The organism is Sphaerisporangium sp. NPDC049003 (assembly GCF_043197795.1).
Classification (GTDB): Bacteria; Actinomycetota; Actinomycetes; order Streptosporangiales; family Streptosporangiaceae; genus Sphaerisporangium.
Genome location: NZ_JBICTU010000026.1, coordinates 112,161 through 138,815 on the forward strand (window position 1 = coordinate 112,161; position 26,655 = coordinate 138,815).

Below are 26,655 nucleotides of genomic sequence, written 5' to 3' on the forward strand. Positions count from 1 at the left end.
AAGGCTGTTCCGGGCGGGCGGACGGTCTGAGAGGGCCGCATGGTGAGGCGCGGTTCAGCCAAGGGGATCGGCTGACCGCTGAGATTTCTCGTTTTTCTCTTTTCGAACGCTCGAATCGGTGCCTGTGAGGGACCGTTGGCATGGGGCCGCGGCGGCGGGCCGGATGGGCCGGTCCGCCGCTTCCGCGTCCCAACTTCGCCTGGTGTTCTAGGTGAACGTTACGGATGGAAGATGCTGACGCCACCGGGCCCGACGAGAAGGCCGACGACGATGAGGACGATCCCCCAGAGGAGGTCGCGACGGGCCAGGATGACGTAGATCCCGGCGATGACGAGAACGACGGCGATGAGCCAAAGAAGTGTACCCATGGGCATCCCTCTGCCCTGACAAATGCTTCATTAACGTGTTTGCGAATCAACTCTTGCTATCGCTGGGTTAATGTTCAAGCCACAGCCAAGTATGGGGCTGGCCAGCGCAAACGTACGGACGCCTCCCCTCGTCGCCCGACGTGGGGAGGCGCCTGTAGAACGTGTCAGCCCTCCTGTGCGCGGTCCCGCCCGCGGTGGCGTGAGACGAGGGGCTCCACGAACCACAGCCAGCCGCTCAGTCCCGCCACTCCTCCCGCCAGCAGCGCCGCCGGCAGGAGGCCGAGGAAGGCCTCCACGACCAGGCCGGTCGAGCAGGTCATGGAGATGGCGAGCGCGATCCCTCCCACGACGCCGAGCCGGTTGGCGCGTTTGAGCATGAGCTCCTTCAACTGGGTGCGGAAAAGGATGCGGTGCTGCGTCGCCGGGGCGATGAAGCAAATGGACGCCACGGCGGCGCTCAGCATGGCGACATAGAACAGCCACCGTCCTGGCTCGTCGACTTTTCCGAAACCCGTGGAGAAGGGAAGTGTGAGAAGGAAGGCGAAAAGCACCTGCACGCCCGTGGCCGCCACGCGTAACCCCTGGAGGAGTTCGCCGAGCTCACGGTCGACCCGTTCCTTGTGGCTCTCTTCGGACTCGGGTCCGGCCATGTCACTCAACGTCATCTGTACTTCCTGATCCTTTCGCGCCGGTGGGCCCGTACCATGCGCCGCACGGTGAACAGGGCACCCGCCAGTGCCGCGTAGGCCAGTAAGCCCAGGAGGACCGTCAGCCAGACGGCTCCCGCCAGGCCCGCCACGACGCTGAGGAGGGTGAACGCGACCAGTCCGAGCGCGGCGAACCCGAACCACTTGCCGTAGGGGTTGTCCTGCAGGGCCTTCAGCGACGCGCTGAGGGAGATCTCGGTCATGACTCCTCCTCGGGCGGCTCCTCGGTGGGCCGCATCAGGCGCGCGTACCCGAGTTGTAACCAGTCGGAGACGGCGACGGCGGACATGGTGGCCCCCACGAGGCGGGTGAACGCGGGGGCGAAGACCATCCCGGCGGCGTAGGCCGTGGCGACCCACTGCGCGACGCAGAAGGGGCAGGTCACAAGCTCGCCTACGGCATGCTTGATGCCGTGGCCGCGAACCTCCTCCCTCAGTTCGGCAGGTCCGCTCAACCCGGCGTAGCGTGTGAAAGGTGCCCGGAACGGGCTCGTGACCGGGTCCTTCGTGATCGTCCGGGAGAGTCGGTGTGTGCTCAGCCCCATGAAAAGCAGATCCATCGGGGGGATCCGCGCCGGTGGCCTGGCGCCCGTCAGCTTGCCCAGGGCGAGCAGTCCCGCCACCGTGCCGCCGTAGACGCCGAGAACGCGCAGGTAAGATCCAAGCGGCCGATCGGCTCCGTTCTCGTAGGCCCGTTCCTCCTTACGAAGTGTGCTCGTGAATATGTTGGTCATAGGCCGCCGCCTACCCTCCCGGGGCACGACCATGCGCCGTGTTTGGCCTACGGGGAAGGCGGGTAGGTGCGATCTTCAGCCTGCGCTCGTTTGGGGGTGAGCCTTGGGAAGTCACACGCATGAGGTGACCGACGCGATCATCGACACGTTGAAGCGCGCCGGGTCCGTGCTCAAGGCCGAGGGTGTGCGGTTCGCGCTCGCCGGCGGCTGTGCGGCCTATGCCCGCGGCGCCGCCCCTTCGTTGCACGATGTCGACTTCGTGCTGGTCGAGGAGGACGTGCCTCGCACGCTGGAGATGCTCAGGGAGGTCGGGTTCCGCACGGCCAGGCCGCCGGAGGACTGGCTGGTCAAGGCGTTCGACGAGGGCGACAGACTGGTCGACCTGATCTTCAGGATCGAGGAGCGCCCGGTCACGCCGGAGATGATCGGCAGGGCCGACATGATCAACACGGCGGCGCTGAGCCTCCCCGTCCTCGACGCGACCGACCTCGTCATCTCGTGGATCCTGCCGATGTCGGAGCACAGCTGCGACTACGGGTCGATGCTGCCGCAGGTCCGCGCCCTCAGGGAGCAGGTCGACTGGGACCGGGTCGCCGTCGTCGCGTCGGTCTCCCCGTACGCCTCGACGTTCCTGACCCTGCTCGACCGGCTCGGCGTGGCCTGCCCCAAGCCCCCACCCGACGACGCCGACACCCGCTGGCCCTGATCTCTCGGCTCGCCCGGCGATGGCCTCAGGCTTTGTACGGTGACGAACTCAGGCTTTGTACGGTGACGAACTCAGGCTCAAACGGCGATCTCCGGCGTATACGGCGGAAGACTGGCGATCTCCGGGCTATACGGCGGAAGGCCGCGCCTTGGAGGCGCGGCCTTCGCTTCTTCCCGGGCGGGTGATGGCCTAGAGGGTGCCCGGCCCAAACGGGAAGCGGCCATAGTAGTCGCCCACCTGGTTGCGGTACGCGGGCTCCTTGAACGCGGCCTCGTCGAACTCCGGCGAGTCCTTGATCTCCTGCTTGGTGCGGCTAAGGAAGATCTTCTTCTCCTGCGGGTCGATCTGGGTGACCGTGCTCGCGGGAAGCATGACCTTCTTACCGAAGATCCAGGGACCGGTGTCCACGATCAGGTAGCTCTCGCCCACCTCGTAGGTGGCCTCGTCGACTGAACCGATCTTGCCGTCCGTGGCCTCGACGTGGTATCCGACCACGTCGAAGTTCTGGTTGGCCCCGGTGACGGTCGGGCTGTAGCTCCAAAGATCCTGCTGCATGTTCGCGTTCTCCCTTCGATTGCCTTCGTCGGGACTCTCCGCCCTACCCGCTCATCCCCCGCCAAACGTCGTCACGCGGATACGTCGGCCTTGCGCGACGGTAAGGCCGACCGACGAGCGGCCCGCCGGCACGTACGATCCTGGAGAGACACGCCTGGTAGACACACCCGTTGGGGTTCTAAGCCGGGCAGATGTCACAGCCACCCCGTTTGTACCGCTAATCTGGATGGGGTCGCGCGCCGCTAGCTCAGTTGGTTAGAGCAGCTGACTCTTAATCAGCGGGTCCGGGGTTCGAGTCCCTGGCGGCGCACCACGGCTGACGCTGATGACCTGGGCATCCTCGTTCACGACGAGGGTGCCCAGAGTCATTTCGCGGCCCTCGCCCGGCAGTCGCCGGGTGGCCTGACCTGCAAGTAGCCGGCGTGTCCGGGAGCGCCGCCTCACCGAGCAGCACCCGATCAGCGATCAGCGGGTCCGAAGCATCGGCTGGAGCGGCCCATGAGGTCCCAAGCCTAGAAATCCTCATACGCCCTGATAAGCCATGATCGCTGCGTGCGACCGGCATCTCACGGATCAAGCATTGACAGGCCCCCGGCCTCGAAGCAGTCGTTGGATGTGAGGTGGAAATGATCGTGAAGCAGATAGTCGGCTTCGCCGCAACGGGTGATCTGAAGGGACTTGAAATTGGAGATCCCTGGTTTAAGGCGCTACGTGTGCTTGGTCCTCCGGACGGCGAGACCGAGGGGCCGGATGACAAGATGTATGCCTTCGCGGGAGTCCAGATTGGTAGATCGCGCAGCGATGTCATCTGGTATATAGCAATAGAGCCTGCCGGGGAAAATGTGAACCTGCCGGTCGGTCTATGCGATTCGGGAAGAGGGCTGACTCCTCGCCGAGATGAGCTGCTTGCCGCGTTGCGCGACCGGGGGGAGGTAGTCATTGAAACCCAGCCCTACGTGCCGGATGAAACATGGTGGCAGGTGGTCGGGTCGGGCGTCCTCATGGACTTCGACGAAGATGGACTCCTCTCCGTTGTGGTGAAGGACGATTTAGCGCTGAAATCCTAGTCGAGCTGGTGGGGGTAATCGCCTTGCTCGGTCGTCGGGGGGTGGATACGTTCGGCAACATGGCAGACGAAAGCGTGCGTGTCGCGCGGCTGTTGGACGCCCAGGCCAAAGCGGCCGAGCTGTTCCGCGAGGTGGAGACGCGGGGCCTGATCGCGAGTGGGCGCGGCGAACGCGCGGTCAGTGACAGCATCCGTGATCTGGCCAACGAGATGTTCGGCACAACCCGCCACTGGCACAAGCGGATCGTGCGATCCGGGCCCAACACCCTCCAGCCGTACCAGGAGAACCCTCCGGATCGGATCATCGGCGAGGACGACATCGCCTTCGCCGACTTCGGCCCCATCTTCGAGGCATGGGAGGCCGACTTCGGGCGCACCTTCGTGCTCGGCGACGATCCCGTCAAGCATCGGCTGCGCGAGGATCTGCCCGCGGTCTTCGCCGCCGGACGCCGCGTCTTCGAGGCCGAGCCGGATATCACCGGGGAGCGACTGTATGCCGAGGTCGAGCGGCTGTCCGCCGAGGCCGGGTGGGAGTTCGGGGGTTCGATCGCCGGGCACCTGGTGGGCGAGTTCCCCCACGAGAAGATCGACGGCGCCGACATCGAGTCCTACATCGCACCCGGCAACGAGACACCGATGCGACGCACCGACCGGGCCGGACGGCGCTGCCACTGGATCTTGGAGATCCATCTGGTCGATCGGGAACGCGGGTTCGGTGGCTTCTACGAGGAACTGCTCGACCTTGGATGACCCGCCCTTCGGGAGCCCGTACACCGACTAGGAGGCGGCGCGCCGCGGCTGGGCCCTGCTCGCCTGCGACCCCGGTGACCACCCATGAGACCGTCGACGCCTTTCGGTATCCGTCGAAACCCGGGTGAACCATCCGCGTTGCCTGTGGCGTCTTTCGGCCTGAGGCGGTCCTGATGGGGAATGAGGCAGGCGATGGCAATATCGATCAAGGGAGTGTCGGCCATGCGGTTGAGCGCGCGCAACAAGATCCCGGCGAGGGTGACCGCCGTGACCCACGGTGAGGCGACGGCGAATGTGGAACTGGACGCGGGTGGAGTGCGGTTGGTGGCTTCGATCACCACGGAGGCCGCAGAGGAGCTGGGCCTGTCGCAGGGCAGCGAGGTGATCGCGCTGATCAAGGCCTCCGACCTGATCTTGGCCGTGAAGGACTGAGGACGGGACCCACGCCGGACGGCCAGGATGGAACGGCCGTCCGGCTTGGTGAGACCACCGCGCCGCTGGGGCCAAGCGCACCGGGTTCGGTAGCCTTTGCGCATGGTGGAGAGCGATCGCGAGAGGTTGCGGGAGACCTTCAGCGAGGACGCTGAGCTGTATGACCAGGCCCGTCCGGGTTATCCGCCTGAGGTGTTCGAGGATCTGGCTGATCTGGCCGGAACCCGCGCGGGGTGCCGGGTGCTGGAGGTCGGCCCCGGGACGGGGCAGGCTACGGTGCCGTTGGCCGAGCGGGGTTGCCAGATCGTCGCGGTGGAGCTCGGGGCGGCGATGGCCGTGGTGGCTCGCCGCAATCTGGAGCGTTTTCCGCTGGTCAACGTGGTGACCTCGGCGTTCGAGGAGTGGCCGCTGCCGGAACAGCCGTTCGACGTCGTGCTGTCGGCGACGGCGTTCCACTGGATCGACCCGGCGGTCAGGGTGGGCAAGGCGGCCGACGCCCTGCGCGTCGGTGGTGCGCTGGCCACCATCGCCACCCATCATGTCGCCGGCGGCAGCGAGGACCTCTTCCGCGAGGTGCAGCACTGCTATGAGCGGTTCGACCCCTCGACGCCGCCGGGACTGCGTTTGCTCCCCTCCAGCGACATCCCCGCCGACAGCGCGGAACTGGACGGGTCTAAGCGGTTCGGACCGGCCGTCTTCCGTCGCTATGAGTGGGAGTTGTCGTACTCGACCGCGCGATATCTCGATGTGCTGCGTACCTACTCCGGTCACCGAATGCTGGAGGAGGGTGCGCGAGATGGGCTGCTGAGCTGCATCGGATCTCTGATCGAGCGACACGGCGGCCAGATCAGCAAGCGCTACCTCACCGAGCTGCGAGTCGCCCACCGCCTCACCTGAGGCAGCGGGGGAGAGCCGGTCGCGTCATGGTCGAGCATTCCGACGATGACCGGCTGGGCATGGGGATTAGTACCGTTCGGCGTTATCGTGGGGTCAAGGTTCGGTCATCGGAATGGATGTGCGATGTCTCCACCGGGTGCGGTGGTACCGGTGAGTGGTGCCGGTGCCGGTCGGCATCAGTGCGGAGTGTTCGACTCGGATGCCGCGCGCAGGAAGATGACCGCTGACGCCGTACGGGCGGGCCTGTCCGGCGGGCAGCGGGTGATGTACTTCAGCGGCGGGCGCGAGCCTCACGAGGTTCTGTAGGAGCTTCAGGCCTATGGGAGTGCCCGCGCCGCTCGCTCCGTGACCCCCGCCGGTCAGCCGGCGGAGACTGTGGCGGTCCTGCCGTTGGCGTTCGAGATGTCCGCCGGCGCGGGGTCCAGATGGCCGCCCTCGCGGTCGTGACGGTCGGCGTCGGCGTCGTCGAACCAGACTCCTCCGTCGCCCAGGTAGCGGAAGCAGATGGGCCGATCGGCGGGGACGGAGATCGTCACCTGGTAGACGTCGTCGTCCTGCCGCATCGGATGGGCGTAGGGATCCCAGGCGTTGAAGTCGCCCACGAGGGAGAGGCCGGCCGGCGCCTGGTCGACCGGCACGGTGAAGGTGAGTTCGACAAGCCCGTTCTTGGCGGGCCGACCACGTTTGATCATCGTTTGTCCTCCAACTGCCGGTCATGTCCGCGACGAGAGAACGTACGAAGTGGTCATCTGACCGCCGATGTCGCGGAAAGCTGCCCCCCGGGCAGCCGTATCTGCGTCCTACCCCTGGCCGTCGTCGGGGATTCCTGCGCGTGTGCCAAGCACAGCCATGGATTCGCTCTGGCCCTTACAGGCGGCCGGGCTAGTGGTACACGGGCATGAAACCGTCCGCGCCGTCGGGCCGGAAACCCTCGGGCGGGAAGCCGTCAGCCCTCTCTGGTAGGAGGTCGGTCGTCTGGAGGACGTCACAGAGCCGGGTCAGCTCCAGCACGCGGTGGAGGAAGCCGTGCACTCCGCTCAGCCGGAGAGAGCCACCGGCCCTGTCCGCCGCCATGTGGCCTTCCAGGAGGGCGTCCACGCCGGTCACATCGCAGAAATCCAGGGCGGACGCGTCCACGACCAGGGTGGTGTGCCCGTCGCGCAGGAGATCGTCGAGGGTCCCGGCCAGGAGGCCGGTCGTCGCGAGATCAAGATCGCCTGCCAGCCTCAGCACCGTGACAGGCGGATGGTGTGACACGGAGATTATTAATTGCATGGCTATTTAGGTGCTTTCATCGGATTTGGGTGCTATTTCCAAATCACGCTACCCCTCGGCATCTCATCTATCGGTAACGTCACGGCCTGCCGTTCGACGTGCGACGTCGTGCTGTTCCAGGGGGAGTCACGGTTCGGGCAAATACGCAAAGAGGAAGGAGCGTCCGCGTCGACAGGGACGAGGATCAGGGGCGTCGTCCCACCCCCGGTGGACGGCGCGCGGATCCGCCCGCGTGCCCCCCGTGTAGGGCTCCATCGGCGGCGTGCCCATCCCGGCGCGGCTTTCGGCCGGAGCCCGGTAGGGCACACCGGGTCAGGTCGTGGCGGGCTCGCCGGGATCGCTCGGGGCCTTGAAGCCGGTCGCCTTGTGCGAGCCGTCGCAGAACGGCTTGGTCGACGACCGGCCGCACCGGCACAGCGCGACCGTCGCCCTGCCAGGGTCGATGGGACGCCCGTCCTGGGTCATCAGGGCGAACGGCCCACGTACGAGAAGCGGGCCGTCCTCACACGGCGTCACCGTGACCAGGTCCTCACTCCGCTGAGCCATCTCTCCATCGTGCCCGGCCGGGGGAAAGCAAATCCACCACTCCACCACGTGGGGAAACATCCCACTTCACGGGGAGACCCCCGCCTTGGGCATGGGAGGAAACGCGGCACCGTGCCGCAGGGATGGGAACACACAAGCGAGGATCGACCGATCGCGCGGTAGCATGTGGCGCGTGGCGCAGATGGGTGAGTGGGCGTTCAAGTTCCGCTGGAAGTCCCGTAAGAAGTCGCGTGCGAGCCGGTGAACCCTCGGTCACCCGCCGCTTCGGGTAGGGGGTTGGTGTGGACCTTTCCGCCGCCGAGAGCGAGCTGTACGGAGGCACGCCCGACGACTTCGTGGAAAGGCGCAGGCACCTGGCCGCCGAGGCCAAGAAGGCGGGTGACGCCGGGCTCGCCAAGCTGATCGGAGCGCTGCGGCGCCCCACCGTGTCGGCGTGGGCGGTCAACCGGCTCGCCAGGTCCGATCCGGACGAGCTGGCGCGGCTGCTCGACCTCGGCGCGGAACTGCGTTCGGCGTGGGCGTCGGGCGAGCCGATCGGCGGCATCGACCAGCGGCGGGGCGAGCTGGTCTCCGGTCTGGTCCGTACGGCCCAGTCGCTGGCGAGCGAGGCGGGGCGCCCGCTGCGCGAGCCGGCGACCCGGGAGGTCGAGGACACCCTGCACGCCGCGACGATGGACCCGGCGGTGGCCGAGGAGGTACGCGCGGGCTCGCTCGCGCAGCCGCGGAGCTACGCCGGGTTCGTCCCGACCGGCGAGCTCGCCGAGCCGGGCGCGGCGCCGACCGCCGGGACCGTACGGCCCGCCGCCGAGCAGCGAGGTGACGGCGCGAAGCGCGGTGACGGCGCGAAGCGCGGTGATGCCGGGAAGCGCGGTGACGGCGCGAAGGGTGGCGACGGGGCCGCGAGGAAGCGGGCAGGGAAGCCGGACGAGGCCGCCAAGAAGCGCGAGGAAGAGGAACGGCGCCGTCGGCTGGCCGAGCGGTCGGCCGCCGCCGACGCCGAGGCGCGCGACGCGGAGCGGGCCCTCGGCGAGTGGGAAGCGGAGGTCGGCGACGCCGGGAGGGCCCGCGCGGCCGTAGCGGAGGAGACGGAGCGGCTGCGCAGGGAGCTCAAGGCCGCACTCGACCGGCAGGAGACGGCCGAGAAGCGGCTGACCCAGGCCGAGCGGGAACATGGCCGCGCCGCCCGCCGCGCCGCGGAAGCCCGCCGCCACTCCGACGAGCTCCGGCGCAAGCTGTAAGCGCCTCCGGTCGAGAATCCGGCCCGTGATGAGGGGAGACGCGCAACCGGGGTAGGCATGGAGGTAGGCCCTCGTCGTCTCGTGCGACCGGGGCGGTCCGGCGTGGTGGCCCTTCCCGGGTCGCCACGGCGCAGCGGCGTGCCGAACACAGGGGGAAACACCGCGATGAAGAAGTTCTCTCTCGTAGCCGTGGCTCGCCGGCAGATGGAACGCGCGGCCGAGTCGACCGGCGGGCAGGCGGCCGACACCGTGGTCGGCGGGCACGAGCGCGTCCTGCGGCAGACGGTGGTCGGGCTCACGGAGGGCACCGTCCAGAGCGAGCACGAGCTCCGGGGAGAGGCGACGGTGTACGTGCTGTGGGGGCGGGTGCGTGTGGTGTCCGGCGAGGTGTCGTGGGACGCCCTGGCGGGGGACCTGCTCATCGTGCCGGACTCCCGCCACCACCTGGAGGCACTGGAGGACTCGGCGATCCTGTTCACCGTGGCCATGCCGCGCTAGACCCCGCGGCCGGCCACCCCAGCCGTGCGACATGGCATGTCAGCCGTGAGCCATGCCACGTTGGACGTGCGCCATGCCACGTTGGAGGTGCCGCCCGTGCGGCATGGGCTGGACGTGCGGGATGCCGCGCTGGGCGGTGCGCGTGCTCCCGCGGGTCCGTTCAGGCGAGGGTGGCCTCCCTGGGGTCCCAGTCGGCGGGCAGGGGCTCGGGTTCCTGGGCGGTGGTCTCAAGGTGCCGGAACTCGCTGCGGTCGGCGGACTCGATGATCGCCGTCATGGCCTCCAGCACGTGCAGGGCGAGCGCGCCGGAGGCGCGGTGGGGAACGTCGGCCCGCAGCGCGCGGGCCATGTCCAGCACGCCGAGGCCCCGCCCGATCGTGGTCCCCTCAAGGGGCAGCTCGCGCCAGTCGCCATCGCCCGCCCCGCGTACCCTGAGCGGCCCCTTGAACGTGTTGGGGTCAGGGAGCGAGAGCGTGCCCTCCGTGCCGATGATCTCGACCATCGTCACACCGGCCGGCGAGTCGAAGCTGAACGTCGAGGACGCGCTCGCCCCGCCGGTGAAGTCGACCAGCGCCATGACGTGCGTCGGCACCTCGACGGCGAAGCGCGTACCGCCCTTCGGCCCCGAGCCGATGACCCTGTGCGGCCGGGCCTGCCGCGCGGTGGCGGCGACCTTGCAGACCGGGCCGAGCATCGCGACCAGCGCGGTGAGGTAGTACGGGCCCATGTCGAACAGCGGGCCCGCGCCGCGCTGGAACAGGAACTCGGGGCTCGGGTGCCACGACTCCGGTCCCGGGCTCTGCATCACGGCGGTCGCCGCCACCGGCGTTCCGATCAGGCCGGACGCCAGGGCCCGCTTGGCCGACTGGAGGCCCGCGCCGAGGAAGGTGTCGGGCGCGTTGCCGATGCGCAGCCCGCGCGAGGCCGCGTCGGCCAGGAGCTTGTCACCCTCGCCGGGGTCGAGCGTCAGCGGCTTCTCCCCGTACACGTGCTTGCCGGCACGCAGGGCGGCGGAGGCGACGGACGCGTGCGCGGCGGGGATCGTCAGGTTGACGACGATCTCGACGTCGGGGAGCGCGAGGACGGTGTCGACGTCGCCCGAGACCGGGACGTCGTACGCCCGCGCCTTCGCCTCGGCGCGCTCGGCGTCGAGGTCGGCGACCCCGAGCACCCGAATGTCGGGGAACGTGGTGAGGTTGCGGAGGTAGGCGTCGCTGATCGCGCCCGCGCCGACGATGGCGATCCCCACGGGCCCGGTCGTCATGCGCCCTCCAGCCCGGTCAGGTACGCGTGGCTTCCGGCGAGGGCCTCGACGATGTCGGTGGCGCAGTGGTCGAGCTCGACGATGCGCCACGCGCCGGGTGCGGCGGCGAGGATGTCCGGCACCGGCATCACCCCCTCGCCGACGGCCGTGTGGGGTTCCTCCTTGACGCCGGGGCCGTCCTTGACGTGCAGGGCGGTGACGCGGTCGCCGAGGCGTCCGAGCAGCGCGGGCACGTCGGCGCCGCCCACGGCCGCCCAGTAGGTGTCGATCTCCAGGAACAGCTCGGGGGCGAGCATCCCGGCGAGCACCTCGATGGCGTGGACTCCGTCGATCTTCGGCTCGATCTCCCACCAGTGGTTGTGGTAGCCGAGCCGCATGTCGTACCGGGCCGCGTGTACGGCGAGGCCGTTGAGGAGGTCGGCGGTACGGGCGAGACCGTCGCGCGTCGTGAAGTCCTCATGCGGGATGCCGCCCGGGATGATCACCAGGTCCGTGCCGACGGTGCCGATCGCGTCGAGGACGAGGTCCGGGTCCTCGCTCAGCAGAGCGTAGGCGTGCGTGCTGGAGACGGTGAGCCCGAGATCGTCGATCACCCGCCGGAAGCCCTTGGGATCGTCGGTCGGGTCGTACGGTTCCACGGCGCCGTAGCCGATCTCCGCTATCCGCCGTAACACTCCGTCGCGATCCTCCTTCATGTGATCGCGAACGGTGTACAGCTGCACGCCCAGCGGCTTCACCATCAGGGTCGAATCCTCCTGGCTCACATGGCGGAGTGCTCGTGCGGAGATGCCGCACGCACTTGCCGGTAATGATTCGGTAAAACGCTAAAACGTTGCATATCGAATGACAACGGGTTAGTTGTGTGCCGACGGGGAGACGCCAGCCTCCGGCGGGAGGCCGGGCCGGTCGTGGCGGTTTACCGAATAAAATTCTAGAAGTCTGCGGATGAATGTACGAGAGGCGAAAAGGTGGGGAGGCCGTCCCCGGCCTCCCCACGGTCGCCACGGCCTCCCCGTGGTCCCTACGGCTTGCCCGCCGTCGTTACGGCCTCCCCACACGATCCCTACGGCTTGCCCGCCGTCGCTACGGCTTGCTCGCGCCGCTCACGGCGGGCTCGCTCGGCGTCTCCTCGATGGGAGGCGCGATCGGCCGCGAGCCCCGGCGGCGCTCCCGCCGGGCCCGGCTCTTCTCCTTGCGGGTCTCGACCATGGTGTACAGGGTCGGCACCAGCAGGAGGGTGAGCAGGGTCGAGCTGATCAGGCCGCCGATGACGACGATCGCCAGCGGCTTGGAGATGAACCCGCCTCCGCCGGTGATCCCGAGCGCCATGGGCAGCAGCGCGAAGATGGTGGCCAGGGCCGTCATCAGGATCGGCCGCAGCCGCCGCCTGCCGCCCTCGACGACCGCCTCGTGCAGGGGCATGCCCTGCTCGCGGTACTGGTTGATCAGGTCGAGCAGGACGATGGCGTTGGTGACCACGATGCCGACCAGCATCAACATGCCGATCATCGCGGCCAGGCCGAGCGAGGTGCCCGTCACCAGCAGCAGTCCGATGGCGCCCGTGGCCGCGAACGGGATCGAGACCAGCAGCACCAGCGGCTGGATCAGGCTGCGGAACGTCGCCACCATGACGAAGAACACCAGGGCGATCGCGGCCACCAGCGCCAGCCCGAGGCTCCCGAAGGCCTCGGCCTGGTCGGCGCTCACCCCTCCGATCTCGTACGACGCGCCGACCGGGAGGGTGAGGGCCTTCAGCTTGGTCTGCAGCGCGGCGCTGGTGCCCCCGAGGTTGGACCCGGTGGCCTTGCCGGAGACCGTGGCGCTGCGGTCGCCGTCGATGCGGGTGACCTCCACGGGCCCGTTCACCGTCCTGACGCTGGCCACGTCCCCGACGGTGACCTTCCCGGCGATCTTCAGGTCGCGCAGGTCCGCGAGGGAGGTGGGGGTGTCGCCGCCGCGCAGGATGACGTCGGCCGTGGTGCCGTCGAAGGCGAGCTGGGTGACGGTGGTCCCCCTGAACGCCTGGGAAACGGCCTGGCCGATGGCCAGCTCGCTGAGGCCCTTCTCCGCCGCCTTCTTGCGGTCGACGGTGACGTCGATGCGCGGGGCGGTGTCGGCCACCGTGCTGGTGACCTCGCTGACGTCGGGCACGTCGGCCATGGCCTTCTGGACCGTCTGCGCGGCGGTGCGCAGGGTGTCCAGCTCGGCCGCGCGGACGACGACCTGCAAGGAGTCGCCGCCGAAGCCGCCGGACTGCCCGACGGTGATCTCGCCGGCGTCGGTCAGCCCGGCGAGGCGTTCGGTCAGCCTCTTCTCGACGGCTCCCGCGTCGGTGCCGTCGCGCAGCGTGAGGGAGTAGCTCGCGCGGGCCGTGCCGCCCCCGCCGCCGCCGAAGCCTCCGAACCCGCCGCCGCCACCGCCCACGGTGACCTGGTACGACTCGACCTCGCTCGTGCCGGTTACCACCTGCTCGACCTTCTTGGCCATGGCGTCGGCCGAGGCGAGGGAGGTGCTGACCGGGAACTTCTGCCTGACGCTGATGGTGTTCTGGCCGGAGTTGTCGATGAAGCTCGTTCGCAGCAGCGGGACCAGCCCCAGCGTGCCGACGAAGATCACCATGGCGATGGCCACGGTGGTGATCCGGTGCCGGGTGGCGAAGCGGATGACCGGGACGTACATGCGCTGGAGGGGGCTCCTGCGCTCCTTCTCGTCGGCCGCCCGCCGGATCGCCTCTGCGTCGCCGGCCTTGGGCCGCTTGAGGAACCAGTAGCTCAGCACCGGCACGACGGTCAGCGACACCAGCAGCGAGGCGAGCAGCGCGACCGTCACCGTGATCGCGAACGGGCTGAAGAGCTCGCCCACGAGGCCGCCGACGAACGCGATGGGCAGGAACACCGCCACCGTCGTCAGCGTGGAGGCGGTGACCGCGCCGGCCACCTCGCGCACGCCGTTCTCGACGGCCCGGCGCTTGTCCTCGCCGTACGACAGGTGGCGCTTGATGTTCTCCAGGACCACGATCGAGTCGTCCACCACCCGCCCGATGGCGATGGTGAGCGCGCCCAGGGTCAGCATGTTCAGCGAGTAGTCCTGGGTCCACAGGGCGATCAGGGCGATCAGCACCGAAAGCGGGATCGACACCGCCGTCACGATCGTGGAACGCAGCGAGAACAGGAACAACAGGATGATCAGCACGGCCATCGCCAGGCCGAGCAGGCCCTCGGTGGTGAGGCTCTCGATGGCCTGTTCCACCGACGGCGCCTGGTCGAAGATCACGGTGAACTGCGCGCCGCCGCCGAGGGACTTGGCCAGCTCGGGCAGCTTGGCCCGCACGTCGTGCGAGATCGCCACCGCGTTGCCGTCGGGCTTCATGGTGATCGAGACGCCGAGGCTGGGCTTGCCGTTGGTACGGGTCAGCGTGGTGGACTCGGCGAGACCCAGCTTGACCGTGGCGACGTCGCCGAGCCGCGCGGGTTTGGGAGCGGCGGCCGGACGGGCGGGTGCCGCCGCGCCCTGCGCGCCGGGAACGCCCTGGCCACCCGGCCGCTGTGCCTGCGCCTGACCGCTGGGGGCGGCGGCGGACGGCGGGAGGTAGAGGTCGGCGATGTCCTTCACCGAGCCGAGCGCGGTGCCGACCTGGACGGTGAGGGACTGGCCGGTCTTGGTGAGCGTGCCCGCGGGCACCGGCGCGCCGGCCGACTGGATCGCGCCAGCGATCGCCGAGGCGGTGAGCCCCCGCTTGGCGAGCTCCTTGTCGTCGGGCGTGATCGTGATGACCTGCTTGCGCGTGCCGGTCACCGACACGTCCCTGACCCCGGCCACGCCGCTGAGCGCGGGGACCGCCTGCTCGTTCAGCTTGTCGGCGAGCTGCTGCTGGCCCTCGGACGATGCGACCGCGAGCTGGACCACGGGGATGTCGTCGGTGCTGCCGACGACCGCCTGGGGGTCGACGTCGGCGGGGAGCTGCGACTTGATCCGGCTGATCGCCTGCTGGATCTGGCCCTGCGCCGCGTCGATGTCGGTCCCGAAGTCGAACTGCACCTGGAGCGTCGCGCTTGACTCGCGGGAGGTGGAGGTGACCCCCGTGACGCCCGTCAGGCTCCGGACGCTGTCCTCAAGCGGCCGGGTGACGCGGTCCTCGACGATCTGCGGCGCGGCCCCGGGGTAGGGCGCGACGATCGACACCGCGGGGAAGGACAGCGAGGGCAGGAGCTGTTGCTTGAGCGCCGGGATGGTGTACACGCCGAAGGCGGCCACCACGATCGTGATGAGGGCGACGAGCCCGCGGTTGGCGAGGCTCAGTCTGGCGAGTAACGACATCGGTCCACTTCTTGTCGGTTCGGCGGGGATGCCGGGTGGCGTCCTGGGAGAGGTCAGGGCTCGGGCGGGCCGGAGAACAGGCCCGCTCTTCAAGGCTCATCGCTGCCGGAGGTGCGAACGTCCGTCGCGGGGAGGGTCTTCGACTACCGCGATCGCCGTAGATCCCGCCCCGGAGTACCACGCGCGCCGGTCGGGGCGGCGAAGGACTCAGCGCGGCTGGGGGCGCACCAGGCCGGTCTCGTAGGCGATCACGACGAGCTGGGCGCGGTCGTGGGCGCCGAGCTTGAGCATCGCCCGGTTGGCGTGCGTCTTGGCGGTCATCCGGCTGATGCCCAGGTGGTCGGCGATCTGGTCGTTGGTCAGCCCGGAGGCGACCAGCGTCATGACCTCGCGTTCGCGGTCGGTCAGCGCGGCGAGGCTGTCGGGCGAGTGGTCGGCGCTCGCGCCGGGAGCCGACAGGAAGCGGGCGATGAGGCTCTTGGTGGCGCCGGGGGAGAGCAGGGCGTCGCCGCGCGCCACGACGCGGATGGCGTCCTGCAGTTCGCCGGCCTCGACGCCCTTGCCCAGGAACCCGCTGGCCCCCGCGCGGAGCGCGGCGAAGACGTACTCGTCGATCTCGAAGGTCGTGAGCACCAGGACCCGCACAGCGGACAGGCTCGGATCGGAGGTGATCACCTGGGTCGCGGCGAGCCCGTCCATCTCGGGCATGCGGATGTCCATCAGCACCACGTCCGCCTTGGTGTCGCGGGCGAGCCGCACCGCCTCGTGGCCGGTGTGTGCCTCGCCCACCACCTCAAGATCGGGCGCGGAGTCGACCAGGACGCGGAATCCGGCCCGTACGAGGGCCTGGTCGTCTGCCAGCAGGACGCGGATGGTCACAGGGCGCTCGTCACGGGCGCGGGCAGGACGGCGTGGACGCGGAAGCCGCGCCCCGGGGACGGCCCGCCGCTGAACGTGCCGCCCACCGACAGGGCCCGCTCGCGCATGCCCAGCAGCCCGTGGCCGGTGGTCGCGGCGGTGGCGTGGCCGAGGCCGTCGTCGGTGACGTCCACGGTCAGGTCACGCTGCCCGTAGGTGATGCGCACCCGCGTCGTCGCCTCGCCCGCGTGCTTGCTCACGTTCGTCAGCGCCTCCTGGACGACGCGGAACGCCGTCAGCTCCACCGGGGAGGGGAGCGGCCGTGGAGTGCCTTCGAGATGGCAGTCGACCCTGAGCCCCGCCGCCGTGAACGACGTGATCAGCTCGGGGAGGCGGTCGAGGCCCGGCGCCGGCTCGGTGGGCAGCTCCTCGGTGGTGCCGGGCCGGCGCAGCAGCCCGACCGTGGTGCGCAGCTCGTCGAGCGCGGCCCGGCCGGCCTGGCGGATGTGGCCGAGCGCCTCGCGGGCCTGCCGGGGCTCGTCGTCCATCACGTGCGCGGCCACCTGCGCCTGGACGTTGATCAGCGCGATGTGGTGGGCGAGCACGTCGTGCAGCTCTCTGGCGATGCGCAGGCGCTCTTCCATCACCCGCCGCTCGGCCTCCTCCTCACGGGTCTGCTCGGCCCTCCGCGCGCGCTCCTCGACGGCGGCGACGTACGCGCGGCGGCTGCGCACCGAGTCGCCCGCCGCCGTCGCCATGCCGATCCACGCGATCTGGCCGACCACCTCCGGTCCGTACCACGACACGTCGGAGAAGGCGACGCGCGCGGCGACGAGAACGAGCGCGGAGATCATCCCCACCCTCCACGCGGCGCGGCGCGGGCTGTGGGTGGCCATGGTGGCGATCGCGATGGCCGGGATGAGGTCGAGGGGGGTGCGCGTGGCGCCCACGACCAGGTGGGCGACGAGGGCGGCCAGGGTCACGGCCACGACCACGCGGGGCCACGCGCGCCGGAACACCAGGGCGGCGCACATCACCCCGCCCAGCACCGCGCCGGCGGGGGTCAGCGGCAGGGCCTCCCTGGGATGACCGGCCTGCGGGGCCATGATCGTCACAGCGAAGGTCACGGCCGCGATGACGGTGTCCACCACGTACGGGCGGGAGCGGATGGCGTCGCGCAGCCTGGTCAGACGACTCACGTCCCTACGTTAGGGGTGACCTGGGCGTGTTTCCTCGTCCGTGGGGACAATACGCCGCTACGGCGATCGCGGTACGCGGCCCTGGCGGGTACGCCGGCCGCGTGACGCGGGCCAGGGTTGACCGGTGCGGGTATCTCGCTGTGGAAAATCCGCGTCAACTCCTCATAAACGGGAACCGTGATCCATGCGGAGACGGTAACAGTGCCGATCGACACCCCGCAGGTGACCGGCGGTGGGGATCGGTCTTCGCCCTGACGACGGTCCTCCGGCCGCGGCGAGTCGTACGGCGGCTCGCGGCGAGCCGCACGGCGACGGAGTAAGGAGAAGACATGGCCCGACCGAGGGAAGTCCCCACCCTGCTCGGTGAGCTGGCCGCGGAGTTCGCGGGCACGTTGATCCTCATCCTCTTCGGCACGGCGGTCGTGGCGCAGGTGGTCGCGGGCGGCGTCGGCGGCCACGACAGCATCGCGTGGGCCTGGGGACTCGGCGTCACGCTCGGCGTCTACACGGCGGGCAGGATCAGCGGCGCGCACCTCAACCCCGCCGTCACGGTCGCCCTCGCCGTCTTCAAGGGCTTCGCGTGGCGCAAGGTCCTGCCGTACTCGCTCGCCCAGACCGCGGGGGCCTTCGTCGCCGCGCTCCTGGTGCGGTGGAACTACAGCGAGGTGCTCGCGATGGCCGACCCCGGTCACACGATCAAGACCCAGGGCGTCTTCTCCACGCTCCCGGGCAACGGCGCCCTCCCCGTGCACGAGTGGGGGGCCTTCCGCGACCAGGTGATCGGCACGGCGATCCTGCTGTTCCTCGTCCTCGCCGTCACCGACCTCGGCAACAACTCCCCGGCCGCGAACCTGGCGCCGTTCGTCGTCGGCCTCATCGTGGTGGCGATCGGCATGGCCTGGGGCACCAACGCGGGCTACGCCATCAACCCCGCCCGCGACTTCGGGCCCCGCCTCGCCTCGTTCCTCACCGGGTACGGCACGGCCTGGCGCGACCAGTACGGCAACCTCTACTTCTGGGTGCCCATCGTGGCGCCGATCATCGGAGGCGTGCTGGGAGCAGGGCTCTACCAGGTGCTCGTCGCCCGCTTCCTGCCCACGACGGCGGAGCCCGAGCCCGGTACCGTCCCTGCCGAGAGGGAAGTCGTCTGAGGCACCGGCCGGCACATTCGCAGGGCACAAAGGAGGCAACATTTCATGGCTGACTTCGTTGGAGCGGTCGACCAGGGCACGACGAGCACCCGCTTCATGATCTTCGATCACGGCGGCAACGAGATCGCCCGCCACCAGCTCGAACATGAGCAGATCCTCCCGCAGGCGGGCTGGGTCGAGCACAACCCCGTGGAGATCTGGGAGCGCACCCGCGCGGTCATCGAGACCGCGCTCGGCAAGGCCAACCTGTCGGCGTCCGACCTCGTCGCGCTCGGCGTCACCAACCAGCGCGAGACCACCGTGGTCTGGAACCGCAGAACAGGACGGCCGTACTACAACGCCATCGTCTGGCAGGACACCCGGACCGACCGCATCGCCAGCGCGCTGGAGCGCGAGGGCAAGGGCGAGGTCATCCGCCGCAAGGCCGGGCTGCCGCCGGCGACGTACTTCTCCGGCGGCAAGATCAAGTGGATCCTCGACAACGTCGACGGCGTTCGTGAGGCCGCCGAAGCGGGGGAGGCGGTCTTCGGCAACACCGACACCTGGCTGCTGTGGAACCTCACCGGCGGCACAGACGGCGGCGTACACGTCACCGACCCCACCAACGCCAGCCGGACGATGCTGATGAACCTGGAGACGCTCGACTGGGACGACGAGCTGCTGTCGTTCTTCGGCGTCCCCCGCCAGATGCTGCCGGAGATCCAGCCGTCCTCCCACCCCGGCCTGTACGGCCTGACGCGGGCCGACGGGCCCCTTCGCGGGGAGGTCCCGCTCTCCGGCGACCTCGGCGACCAGCAGGCGGCGACCGTCGGCCAGGTCTGCTTCGGCGTCGGCGAGGCCAAGAACACCTACGGCACCGGCAACTTCCTGCTCCTCAACACCGGCAACGAGCTGGTCAGGTCCAAGCACGGCCTGCTGACGACCGTCTGCTACCAGTTCGGCGACGACAAGCCGGTGTACGCGCTGGAGGGCTCGATCGCCGTGACCGGCTCGGCCGTCCAGTGGCTGCGCGACCAGCTCGGCATCATCTCGGGCGCCGCGCAGAGCGAGTCGCTGGCCCGGCAGGTGGAAGACAACGGAGGGGTGTACTTCGTGCCCGCCTTCTCCGGGCTGTTCGCGCCGTACTGGCGGTCCGACGCGCGCGGCGCGATCGTCGGGCTGTCCCGGTTCAACACCAACGCGCACATCGCCCGGGCCACGCTGGAGGCGATCTGTTACCAGACCCGGGACGTCGTCGAGGCCATGCAGAACGACTCGGGCGTCCACCTCGACGTGCTGCGGGTCGACGGCGGCGTCACCGCCAACGACCTGTGCATGCAGATCCAGGCCGACATCCTCGGCGTGCCGGTCTCCAAGCCGGTCGTGGCCGAGACCACCGCGCTCGGCGCCGCGTACGCCGCGGGCCTCGCCCTCGGCTTCTGGAGCTCCACCGACGAGCTCAAGAGCAACTGGAACGAGGACAGGCGCTGGCTGCCGACCTGGGCGGAGGAGAAGCGCGCAGAGGGGTACACCGGCTGGAAGAAGGCCGTGGACCGCACGCTGAACTGGGTCGACGTCGACTGATCAGGAGCAGTCCCCCGCTTCACCTGGAGGCCTGACCGGTTCGCCGGCCGGGCCTCCGGCAGGTCCGGGCACCCTTTCCGGGGTCGTGGGTGGTGCCCTGGGTGCTGGATATCGCCCTGTTCATCCGATGTTCGCGGGGCGTTCGGGCCGGGCGCGGCGCCGTGGGCCGCCACCGGGCCCGTGTTCCCCCTGGTAGCCGCCATTCCCTCTGTGGATAGCGGCATCTCCTAACCAATTTGACCGATTGGTGTCAGCAAAGCCTGATATTTCCCGACATGTTGTGCGATGAAATGGTCCGTCTGTCTCATCAACCCCCCTTGGACCTGGCGCCACCCCTGAGCCCGGTCCAGAGACAGAAGGAGAGACTCGTGAGACGAGTCGCGTTCCTCGCCACGGCCACCGCTCTCACGTTCGCCGTCACCACAGTGACGACGAGCACCGCGGCCAACGCCTTCACCCCGCCGAACATCCCCTCCGCGAGCACGGCGAGCTCCGAGCTGGCCGCGCTCACCGTCGACATCGAGAGGAACTCCGGGACCTACAACCGCGACCTGTTCCCGCACTGGATCACCATCTCGGGCGCCTGCAACACCCGGGAGACGGTGCTCAAGCGCGACGGCTCCGGGGTGGTGACCAACTCCAGTTGCGCCGCCACCTCGGGCAGGTGGACCTCCCCGTACGACGGCGCCACCTGGACCGCCGCCTCCGACGTGGACATCGACCACATGGTATCCGCGCCCGTGACACCTAGAGGGAATTGAAATGGCAGGTCAGGCTGTCAACGGCATGGTGCCGACATGCACTGAGCTGATGCGTCTCAGGGGTGAGCGCGGGTACGAACTCCGGGGAGCGCCAGAGCGTCGCAACACATCAGGACGAGTTGAATGGATACGGCGGGGCCTGGAGATGACGTCTCCAGGCCCCACGTTGACATTGGCCAGGACGTGCCCCTCGGCACAATCACTTCGATCAGCGTCGACCGAGGTGTCGCAGTGGGAGCCACACGAGCGCCACAAGGCCTTGTTGATCGTTTCAGGTGACATCGCGGCCGGGGATGGCGTCCCGAGTCTTGGTGCCGCTGCCCAATAGACCTATGATCATGACGAGTCCGTACACCAGGAACGGCCACCCGTATGGGTGGCGTGGCGCCCATTGGTCGAAGGTAATCGCCAGTCCGGTCAGGATGATGCATCCAGCTAGGAACCAGCCCAGGATTCGACCAGTGGTGTGCTGACGGAGTAGCAGGATCGCGAGGATAATAGCCGTCACGACCCCAGGCCATGCCAGCACGGGATATTCCCAGCCGTACGTGACATTAACTGCTTCTCGGAGCCAATAATTGATCGGTATTTGAATAATAGAAACAGGAAGGGCGATGAGTGTCATAACAATTGCGCCATGCATTTGGTCGCCCAGATGGTTTTCGATAGTGAGCCATGTGAGCGTGCATACAGCTAGAGCATATGGTAGCGCGATAAGACTTAACGAGAGTTCGCGCCGTTGACGCGCAAAGCGAATCATTGAGCACTCCCTTTCTGTTACAAAGGTTGGGGCTGGCCCGGATGCGTAGAGCACATCCGGGCCAGCCCCATTGATTATAATGCCGAGCCGCCAAACGCTCGCACGCCGTTGTAGTACATGCGAGCAGAGTCCAGGCATGAGACCTTTTTGGAAATTGGGTAACCTCTAGAGTTTCTCCACGTTCCCGTCATTTTGGCACAGATGCGTTCCTTGAGGATGGTGTAGAAGACGGCATCAACAGCAGCACGCTTCGACTTGGGTAGGCCATTGGCCTCGCCGTTCATCTTGTTTCGAATCAGGCCATAACCGTAGTCGTGTGAGTCGCAGGCGGCCTTGAAGCTAACCCAGTCATAAGGCTTATTCGGAACGCTACTGCAGCCATCGTTGGTGATACCCATGACTGAGCCACCTGTGTAGGTACCCTTCCAGAGGGGCGTGCGGAAATCGTATCCGGCACCCTTTAGAACGTCCACCCGGACCTGACACCTGCCGTAGAGCATGTAGTCAGCGGCGCTGGGTGCCGGACACGATGTGGCTGCGACGGCGAACCCTGCGGCTGCGGTGGCGCTCGTCATCTTGCCAGGCGCCGAGTAGGTGAGTGTCCAGGTTCCGTCCTCGGCGGTGGTCAAGCTTGTGATGTTGCCCTGGACATCGTAGGCGTAAGTAGACCGGCGGACAGGATCACCGTCGGCTTGACGGCTGTCCTCTACCTGACGGAGGCGCTTGGCGGAGTCGTACTTGTAGGAAACAGCTGTGACTGCTGCGGTATCGCCGGCAGCGTCATAGCTGATCGTTTTGAGTTGGCCTGCGACGTCACCGAGTGTGGAGGATGTTGCGGTTGTCGTGGTGGCGTACTGGAATGTTGCTGTGGAACATGCGGCAGGAGCACTCACGCAATTGGAGTCCGGCGTGGGCGGAGAGATGATGCGCGTGAACCGTCCGGTGGTTTCGTACTCGATGAGCTGCTTGCCGCTGTCCTTGCCTCCAACAGCGGTGACCAAGTACTCCTGGCCGACCTTGGTCCAGGTGTAGACAAGATCGGCGCTTTCCAGGGTCTGGGTGAAGGTGCCGTCGGCATTCTTCACCAAGGTGCCACCCCCGTCCGTGGAGGTGTAGGTGCCGTCCGGGTTGAGCTGGAATCGATAGCGCTCGGTGCCGATGTTGAGGGCGATCTCGATGTAGCCGTTGGCCGTGAAGTCCTTGAGCCTGTTGCCCAGTACGCCACCTAGAGGCTCCAGCTGCCAGTTCGGTCCAAGGACCGCTTCGTTGTCTCGGACGGCGTCGACTCGTTGCCCGGCAGTGTGGTTGCGCGTGACCATGAGCCCATCGTCGGTCAGGTCGATCGCCGAGGTGATCCAGTTGCCGGTCAGGGGCTCGACGTGGCCAGGCTTGAAGTCCGCAGGGCCGGGGTCGGCGGGGTCATCGCCTTCTCCGGGGGTGATTACCTCATCGGAGGTGACTTGCAGGATGGGGGCGGCCAGTCCGTCGGTGTTCTCAGCTGAGGCGAAGATGCGGTAGTTGGCCTGCTTGGCTTCTGTGGGGGACTGGAGGACGAACCCGTGGTTGGGTGTGCCGGCGGCCCATTTAGCCACGATGGGGGTGACGTTCCAGGTCATGGTGCCGCTGCCGCAAGAGCCGAGCTGGGAGCCTTCGGTGGAGATGACGGCGTCCTCGGTGGTATTGCTGGGCTGCGGAGTCCAGGTCTGGGTGGTGGCATCCCAGTGGCTGGTGATGCGACGGACCTGAATGCCGGCCGAGACTGTGGGACCACAGCTGGGGGCATCGATGTTGGTGAGCTTAAGCACCGCATTGGTCGGGGTCTTCAGACCTCGGGTGTCGAAGCGCAGGTAGGTACGGGCTTTCTCACCGTCGGTCTCGGTGCCGGCTTTCAGGTACTCACCAGAGACGTTGTTGCCGTCGAAGGCGCTGTTGACGTCGGTGTCATCGTTGAGCGGCAGCACGACGGAGGGGTCGACGGTGACAGGGTAGGCCGTGGCTGGGTTGGCGAGAAACTCGGTCGACGGCTTGAGGATCAGGGTCTTGCCCTCGCCACTGGCGGCCACTTCAGTGGCAATGTCACCGACGCGCTCCTGGCCGCCTTGCAGTGTGCGGAACTGCTGGCTTTTTCTGCTGTGGGCGGCGAGTGGGGAGGTGGCGTCGTACATGACCGGGGTGGAGGAGACGGCGACGACCTTGTCGCCCTCCTTGACCGTCAACCGACTGCCCTTCTCCTTGCTGACCTCCAGTCCCTTGCCGGTGACCGGGACCTTGATCTCGACCGGTCCAGTGGGACGGCGGTTGAGCACGACGTCGAAGCGCAGACCGGTGGGCAATGCGGTGGCCACCAGATCTCCGGCACCATCAGCGACCACGCCGCGGTAGATGGCCCTGCTGCCGTCGATTTCCGGCTTTGGGAGCTGACCGGCCCAGCCGAGCTCCAACACCGCACCGGAAGGCTGCTCTACCTGGGCGAAGGGACCGGCCCCTCCTGCAGAGAAGCGCACGTCGCTCGTTGCCACCTTGGGTCGCAAGGTGGAGCCGTCGGCGACGAGGTGGGTATCGATATCGGCCCAGCTGCCATCGGCCTGCTTGACGCGGATCGGTCCAGCGTGCAGCTCGGTGAGGATCTTGCCGTCCGCCAGCTTGTAGGCGGTAGAGGTTTCCGTACGGTCGACGACCATTCGCTCAGCGCCGGTCGATGTCACGGACGGGGAGGGCTGAGGGGTAGGCGAGGCGTAAGCCGCCGTAGTGGCAGCAAGAACAGCCCCAGCGCTTAGTGCGCATGCTAACGCCAGCCTTCGAGAATACGTCATTGACTTCCTTGAAGAAGGGGGTAAGGACAGAGTCAAGTTACACAGCGAACCTTCAGCTTGACCAGAAAGATCAAGCAAGAAATCACGTCGCCGGGATTCTCGATCGACCGGTCAAGCATTCACCACACAGAAGAAATGGCCACCTAATCAGGCAAGATCACTGTACGCAGCGGCACGAAAACTCAACCAGTGTGCCCTAGATCACAATAGGCTCGATCTCCTGGTCATGAGTTGATCGCACACATCCGACCGAAGAGCGGAAAGGAAGCAAGAAAAATTCGGCGCCCTTTATCATTAGCATTAAGGTTCGACCATCGTGGAGACCACGTACATCGCGCCGGCGATCCAAAGCTCGGTGGTCTGGCGAGGGCACCGTGAGGTTGACCGAGAAGGTAGTCAACTCGCACCAAGGCAGTCCGCGTAGACTGCACGCGACCTAATGGCCTAAGCAGTTCACACGTTTTCGGATTTCCGAAATTCGCTGCCCCATAACAACATGGCCTGGTGAGTCCAGGAACCTGGGATCTCCTTTAGGTCATCGAACTGTCGTAACCGATGCCACTGATGTTGCGCTCAGGTCATCTCATATCGTGCGAGCCGGCGGCGGAGTTCAAGGTTCTCGCCCTGTGCGATCTCCAATGACTTCCGGAGCAGGGCGACCTCTTCCCGGTGGATCCGCTGTTGCTGGCTGAGTCGTGCGCTCAGTGCGCGCACGGCGGCTGACGTCGACGAGGTCTCGTCCAAGGGGAGAGGGCGGCTGGGCGCTGGACCGGCCTTTGCGCGGTGCCGCTCGATCAGGGGGCGGAGTTCGTGGTGCCTGTAGAGGAAGTCGGTGCTCACGCCGGCTTTGCGCGCGAGGGAGGCGAAGCTGATCGACTCGCCGCTCTGGGTCATCTGGGCCAGGGCGGAACGGGCACGTTTCTCGGCGTTGTCGGTGCGCGCCCGGACGGCCTGGCGCAGGTGATCGGGCAGTGAGCTCATGTCGTCGGTTCCTTCGATGGCGATGCGGGCAGTTGTGCTCGGTCGGCTGCGCCGGCTCCGCGTACGGCACGAAGCTTCCCGCCGTCGCGCACGCCGATCTGATCGAGCGTGATCAGGACCTTGCGCAGGGCCTGGGTCTCGCTCAGACGTCCGGCGAGCCACACGTTGTCCTCCTCCATGGGCTGGCCGTAGCGAGCGGTGAACTGTGCCTGGCGACGGGCGACCAGTTCTTCGGTCTGGGCGAGCTGGCGTGCGAGTTCGTCACGGTGGCTGGCGTCGGTGACGAACTTGTCGCAGGTGAGGCACGCGTTTCCCTTCGAGCAGACCTGTTTGGGCGGCAGCATGCACCAGCCGTTCGGGAGTACGCGGTCGGCGCGCTGGTCCAGGTGCAGGAGGTCATAAAGGTCGCTCGGGTCCAGGGCTGCCGTCCTGCCGTCGGCGGTGACCTTCTTGTAGCGCAGGAACTCGCGTTCGGCGGTGATCGCGAGGGTTTTCGCGTAGTGCATGGTCATGGCCGGGGTCAGATGGCCTAGATAGCGCATCACGACGTGAACCGGAACTCCGGCGTTGATCAGGTCGGTTGCCCGCGTGTGCCGGAAGGTGTGGGTCTTGGAGACTCTGACCGGGCGGCCGACACTGTCGGTGATCGCCAGCTTCCGGGTCAGCACACCGAGCCGGACGTGGAACGTGGCCGAGGCATAGGGCCTCAGCCCGAGGCGGTTGTTCCTGGTCTGCAAGAAGAGGTAACGCGGCGTGGCGCCTTCCGGAGCGCCATGGGAGACGATGAACTCGCGGGCCCATTGCTGCTGCAGGCGGATGATGTCGACGATCTCCTGGTCCACTGGGATGGTCGGCGGATCCCCGCTGGTGATCTTCGTCTGCTGATACCTCAGCCGGGCAACGAAGCCGTCCGCTTCCTTACCGTCCTGCTGGCCTACCGTGATCAGTGGCAGCAGCGGATCGAAGTCCATCATCAGGACCTCGTTCATCCGGCGACCGGTCCGGATCAGCAGCATGAGCGCATGAAATGCCTGCCGGTCGCCCAGTCCCCCTTCGGTCTTGGGCTCGGCAAGGATGCCCGAGCCTGCGGCGATCTGGCTGACCACCTGGTCTTCCAGAGCCATTGTCCTGTGACAGCGAACCTTGAGTTGTGACAACGAAGGTTGAGCGGTCAGCGCGTTGTCTGGTTGTGGACATAGAGCCTGATCCGGCCGTAG

At 67.7% G+C, this 26,655-nt stretch carries 27 protein-coding genes and 1 tRNA gene; 11 read left to right on the top strand and 17 right to left on the bottom strand.

All coding sequences use genetic code 11. The annotated features are described in order from the left end of the window. Positions 1 to 218: 218 nt before the first annotated feature. The 4 genes from ACGFIV_RS27290 to ACGFIV_RS27305 all read right to left on the bottom strand — a co-directional run bounded on the left by ACGFIV_RS27290 (position 219) and on the right by ACGFIV_RS27305 (position 1,808). Entirely contained in the window at positions 219 to 368 is a 150-nt protein-coding gene (locus tag ACGFIV_RS27290) for a GPGG-motif small membrane protein (protein WP_189166679.1), read from the bottom strand. Between the two features lie 164 nt (positions 369 to 532). Further along, on the bottom strand, positions 533 to 1,033 hold the full coding sequence (locus ACGFIV_RS27295; protein ID WP_358553450.1) for a DUF6328 family protein: 501 nt from the start codon (positions 1,031 to 1,033) through the stop codon (positions 533 to 535). Beyond that, the gene (locus ACGFIV_RS27300) at positions 1,030 to 1,278 is read right to left on the bottom strand and encodes a hypothetical protein (protein WP_392838100.1); all 249 of its coding nucleotides are present in this window, start codon (positions 1,276 to 1,278) and stop codon (positions 1,030 to 1,032) included. Before ACGFIV_RS27300 ends, ACGFIV_RS27295 begins: the two co-directional genes overlap by 4 nt. Then, on the bottom strand, positions 1,275 to 1,808 hold the full coding sequence (locus ACGFIV_RS27305) for a DUF1360 domain-containing protein (RefSeq protein WP_358553446.1): 534 nt from the start codon (positions 1,806 to 1,808) through the stop codon (positions 1,275 to 1,277). Before ACGFIV_RS27305 ends, ACGFIV_RS27300 begins: the two co-directional genes overlap by 4 nt. Before the next feature lie 124 nt (positions 1,809 to 1,932). On the opposite strand from ACGFIV_RS27305, the gene ACGFIV_RS27310 reads away from it, so the two are divergent. Next, positions 1,933 to 2,514 (top strand): hypothetical protein, encoded by a 582-nt coding sequence (locus ACGFIV_RS27310; protein WP_358553444.1) that lies wholly within the window; start codon positions 1,933 to 1,935, stop codon positions 2,512 to 2,514. 189 nt (positions 2,515 to 2,703) lie between these two features. Here the strand turns inward: ACGFIV_RS27310 and ACGFIV_RS27315 are convergent, their stop codons facing one another. After that, complete coding sequence (locus ACGFIV_RS27315) at positions 2,704 to 3,069, bottom strand: PRC-barrel domain containing protein (protein ID WP_358553442.1); 366 nt, start codon at positions 3,067 to 3,069, stop codon at positions 2,704 to 2,706. A 236-nt stretch (positions 3,070 to 3,305) separates the two neighbouring features. Between ACGFIV_RS27315 and ACGFIV_RS27320 the strand changes: the two genes are divergently transcribed. The 5 genes from ACGFIV_RS27320 (at position 3,306) to ACGFIV_RS27340 (ending at position 6,214) form a co-directional block, all read left to right on the top strand. Further along, a tRNA-Lys gene (locus ACGFIV_RS27320) sits at positions 3,306 to 3,382 on the top strand. A gap of 307 nt (positions 3,383 to 3,689) precedes the next feature. Next, positions 3,690 to 4,136 (top strand): hypothetical protein, encoded by a 447-nt coding sequence (locus tag ACGFIV_RS27325; RefSeq protein ID WP_358553440.1) that lies wholly within the window; start codon positions 3,690 to 3,692, stop codon positions 4,134 to 4,136. A 59-nt stretch (positions 4,137 to 4,195) separates the two neighbouring features. Next, positions 4,196 to 4,885 carry a M24 family metallopeptidase gene (locus ACGFIV_RS27330; RefSeq protein WP_392838101.1) on the top strand — a complete coding sequence of 230 codons (690 nt, stop codon included), beginning with the start codon at positions 4,196 to 4,198 and terminating at the stop codon, positions 4,883 to 4,885. A gap of 192 nt (positions 4,886 to 5,077) precedes the next feature. Continuing rightward, on the top strand, positions 5,078 to 5,317 hold the full coding sequence (locus tag ACGFIV_RS27335; RefSeq protein WP_358553436.1) for a TOBE domain-containing protein: 240 nt from the start codon (positions 5,078 to 5,080) through the stop codon (positions 5,315 to 5,317). Between the two features lie 102 nt (positions 5,318 to 5,419). Continuing rightward, positions 5,420 to 6,214: a class I SAM-dependent methyltransferase gene (locus ACGFIV_RS27340; RefSeq protein WP_358553434.1), complete on the top strand. Its 795-nt coding sequence runs from the start codon at positions 5,420 to 5,422 to the stop codon at positions 6,212 to 6,214. 359 nt (positions 6,215 to 6,573) lie between these two features. On the opposite strand, the gene ACGFIV_RS27345 is transcribed toward ACGFIV_RS27340, so the two are convergent. From ACGFIV_RS27345 to ACGFIV_RS27355, 3 genes are all read right to left on the bottom strand, one after another. Beyond that, positions 6,574 to 6,906: an isoamylase early set domain-containing protein gene (locus ACGFIV_RS27345; RefSeq protein WP_358553432.1), complete on the bottom strand. Its 333-nt coding sequence runs from the start codon at positions 6,904 to 6,906 to the stop codon at positions 6,574 to 6,576. A 190-nt stretch (positions 6,907 to 7,096) separates the two neighbouring features. Then, positions 7,097 to 7,489 (bottom strand): STAS domain-containing protein, encoded by a 393-nt coding sequence (locus tag ACGFIV_RS27350; RefSeq protein WP_358553430.1) that lies wholly within the window; start codon positions 7,487 to 7,489, stop codon positions 7,097 to 7,099. A 312-nt stretch (positions 7,490 to 7,801) separates the two neighbouring features. Next, complete coding sequence (locus ACGFIV_RS27355) at positions 7,802 to 8,035, bottom strand: CDGSH iron-sulfur domain-containing protein (RefSeq protein ID WP_358553428.1); 234 nt, start codon at positions 8,033 to 8,035, stop codon at positions 7,802 to 7,804. A 281-nt stretch (positions 8,036 to 8,316) separates the two neighbouring features. Between ACGFIV_RS27355 and ACGFIV_RS27360 the strand changes: the two genes are divergently transcribed. Continuing rightward, the gene (locus ACGFIV_RS27360; protein WP_358553426.1) at positions 8,317 to 9,273 is read left to right on the top strand and encodes a hypothetical protein; all 957 of its coding nucleotides are present in this window, start codon (positions 8,317 to 8,319) and stop codon (positions 9,271 to 9,273) included. Positions 9,274 to 9,438: 165 nt separating this feature from the next. Continuing rightward, positions 9,439 to 9,771, top strand: coding sequence for a LuxR family transcriptional regulator (locus tag ACGFIV_RS27365; protein ID WP_358553424.1), 333 nt, complete (start codon positions 9,439 to 9,441; stop codon positions 9,769 to 9,771). Between the two features lie 160 nt (positions 9,772 to 9,931). Here ACGFIV_RS27365 and ACGFIV_RS27370 read toward each other — a convergent pair whose 3' ends face one another. From ACGFIV_RS27370 to ACGFIV_RS27390, 5 genes are all read right to left on the bottom strand, one after another. Then, positions 9,932 to 11,035 carry a Gfo/Idh/MocA family oxidoreductase gene (locus ACGFIV_RS27370; RefSeq protein ID WP_358553422.1) on the bottom strand — a complete coding sequence of 368 codons (1,104 nt, stop codon included), beginning with the start codon at positions 11,033 to 11,035 and terminating at the stop codon, positions 9,932 to 9,934. After that, entirely contained in the window at positions 11,032 to 11,775 is a 744-nt protein-coding gene (locus tag ACGFIV_RS27375; protein WP_358553420.1) for a sugar phosphate isomerase/epimerase, read from the bottom strand. The genes ACGFIV_RS27370 and ACGFIV_RS27375 overlap by 4 nt, the downstream gene beginning before the upstream one ends. 343 nt (positions 11,776 to 12,118) lie before the next feature. Then, positions 12,119 to 15,352, bottom strand: coding sequence for an efflux RND transporter permease subunit (locus tag ACGFIV_RS27380; RefSeq protein WP_392838102.1), 3,234 nt, complete (start codon positions 15,350 to 15,352; stop codon positions 12,119 to 12,121). 207 nt (positions 15,353 to 15,559) lie between these two features. Next, positions 15,560 to 16,231, bottom strand: coding sequence for a response regulator transcription factor (locus ACGFIV_RS27385; protein WP_358553416.1), 672 nt, complete (start codon positions 16,229 to 16,231; stop codon positions 15,560 to 15,562). After that, a complete protein-coding gene (locus tag ACGFIV_RS27390) occupies positions 16,228 to 17,409 on the bottom strand; it encodes a sensor histidine kinase (protein ID WP_358553414.1) in 1,182 nt (393 codons plus the stop codon). The genes ACGFIV_RS27385 and ACGFIV_RS27390 overlap by 4 nt, the downstream gene beginning before the upstream one ends. A gap of 329 nt (positions 17,410 to 17,738) precedes the next feature. Here ACGFIV_RS27390 and ACGFIV_RS27395 point away from each other — a divergent pair, with 329 nt between their 5' ends. From ACGFIV_RS27395 to ACGFIV_RS27405, 3 genes are all read left to right on the top strand, one after another. After that, positions 17,739 to 18,560, top strand: a complete 822-nt coding sequence (locus ACGFIV_RS27395) for an MIP/aquaporin family protein (RefSeq protein WP_392838103.1) — start codon at positions 17,739 to 17,741, stop codon at positions 18,558 to 18,560. Between the two features lie 45 nt (positions 18,561 to 18,605). Next, on the top strand, positions 18,606 to 20,123 hold the full coding sequence (gene glpK / locus ACGFIV_RS27400; RefSeq protein ID WP_392838104.1) for a glycerol kinase GlpK: 1,518 nt from the start codon (positions 18,606 to 18,608) through the stop codon (positions 20,121 to 20,123). Between the two features lie 368 nt (positions 20,124 to 20,491). Continuing rightward, positions 20,492 to 20,884 (top strand): hypothetical protein, encoded by a 393-nt coding sequence (locus tag ACGFIV_RS27405; RefSeq protein ID WP_392838105.1) that lies wholly within the window; start codon positions 20,492 to 20,494, stop codon positions 20,882 to 20,884. 271 nt (positions 20,885 to 21,155) lie between these two features. Here ACGFIV_RS27405 and ACGFIV_RS27410 read toward each other — a convergent pair whose 3' ends face one another. The 4 genes from ACGFIV_RS27410 to ACGFIV_RS27425 form a co-directional block, all read right to left on the bottom strand. Further along, positions 21,156 to 21,644, bottom strand: a complete 489-nt coding sequence (locus ACGFIV_RS27410) for a hypothetical protein (RefSeq protein WP_392838106.1) — start codon at positions 21,642 to 21,644, stop codon at positions 21,156 to 21,158. Between the two features lie 74 nt (positions 21,645 to 21,718). Then, a complete protein-coding gene (locus tag ACGFIV_RS27415; RefSeq protein ID WP_392838107.1) occupies positions 21,719 to 24,325 on the bottom strand; it encodes a phospholipase A2 in 2,607 nt (868 codons plus the stop codon). A gap of 705 nt (positions 24,326 to 25,030) precedes the next feature. Further along, positions 25,031 to 25,438, bottom strand: coding sequence for a DUF6262 family protein (locus tag ACGFIV_RS27420; protein WP_392838108.1), 408 nt, complete (start codon positions 25,436 to 25,438; stop codon positions 25,031 to 25,033). Continuing rightward, the coding region (locus ACGFIV_RS27425) for a tyrosine-type recombinase/integrase (protein ID WP_392838109.1) at positions 25,435 to 26,655 on the bottom strand (1,221 nt) is incomplete at its 5' end. The genes ACGFIV_RS27425 and ACGFIV_RS27420, both read right to left, overlap by 4 nt.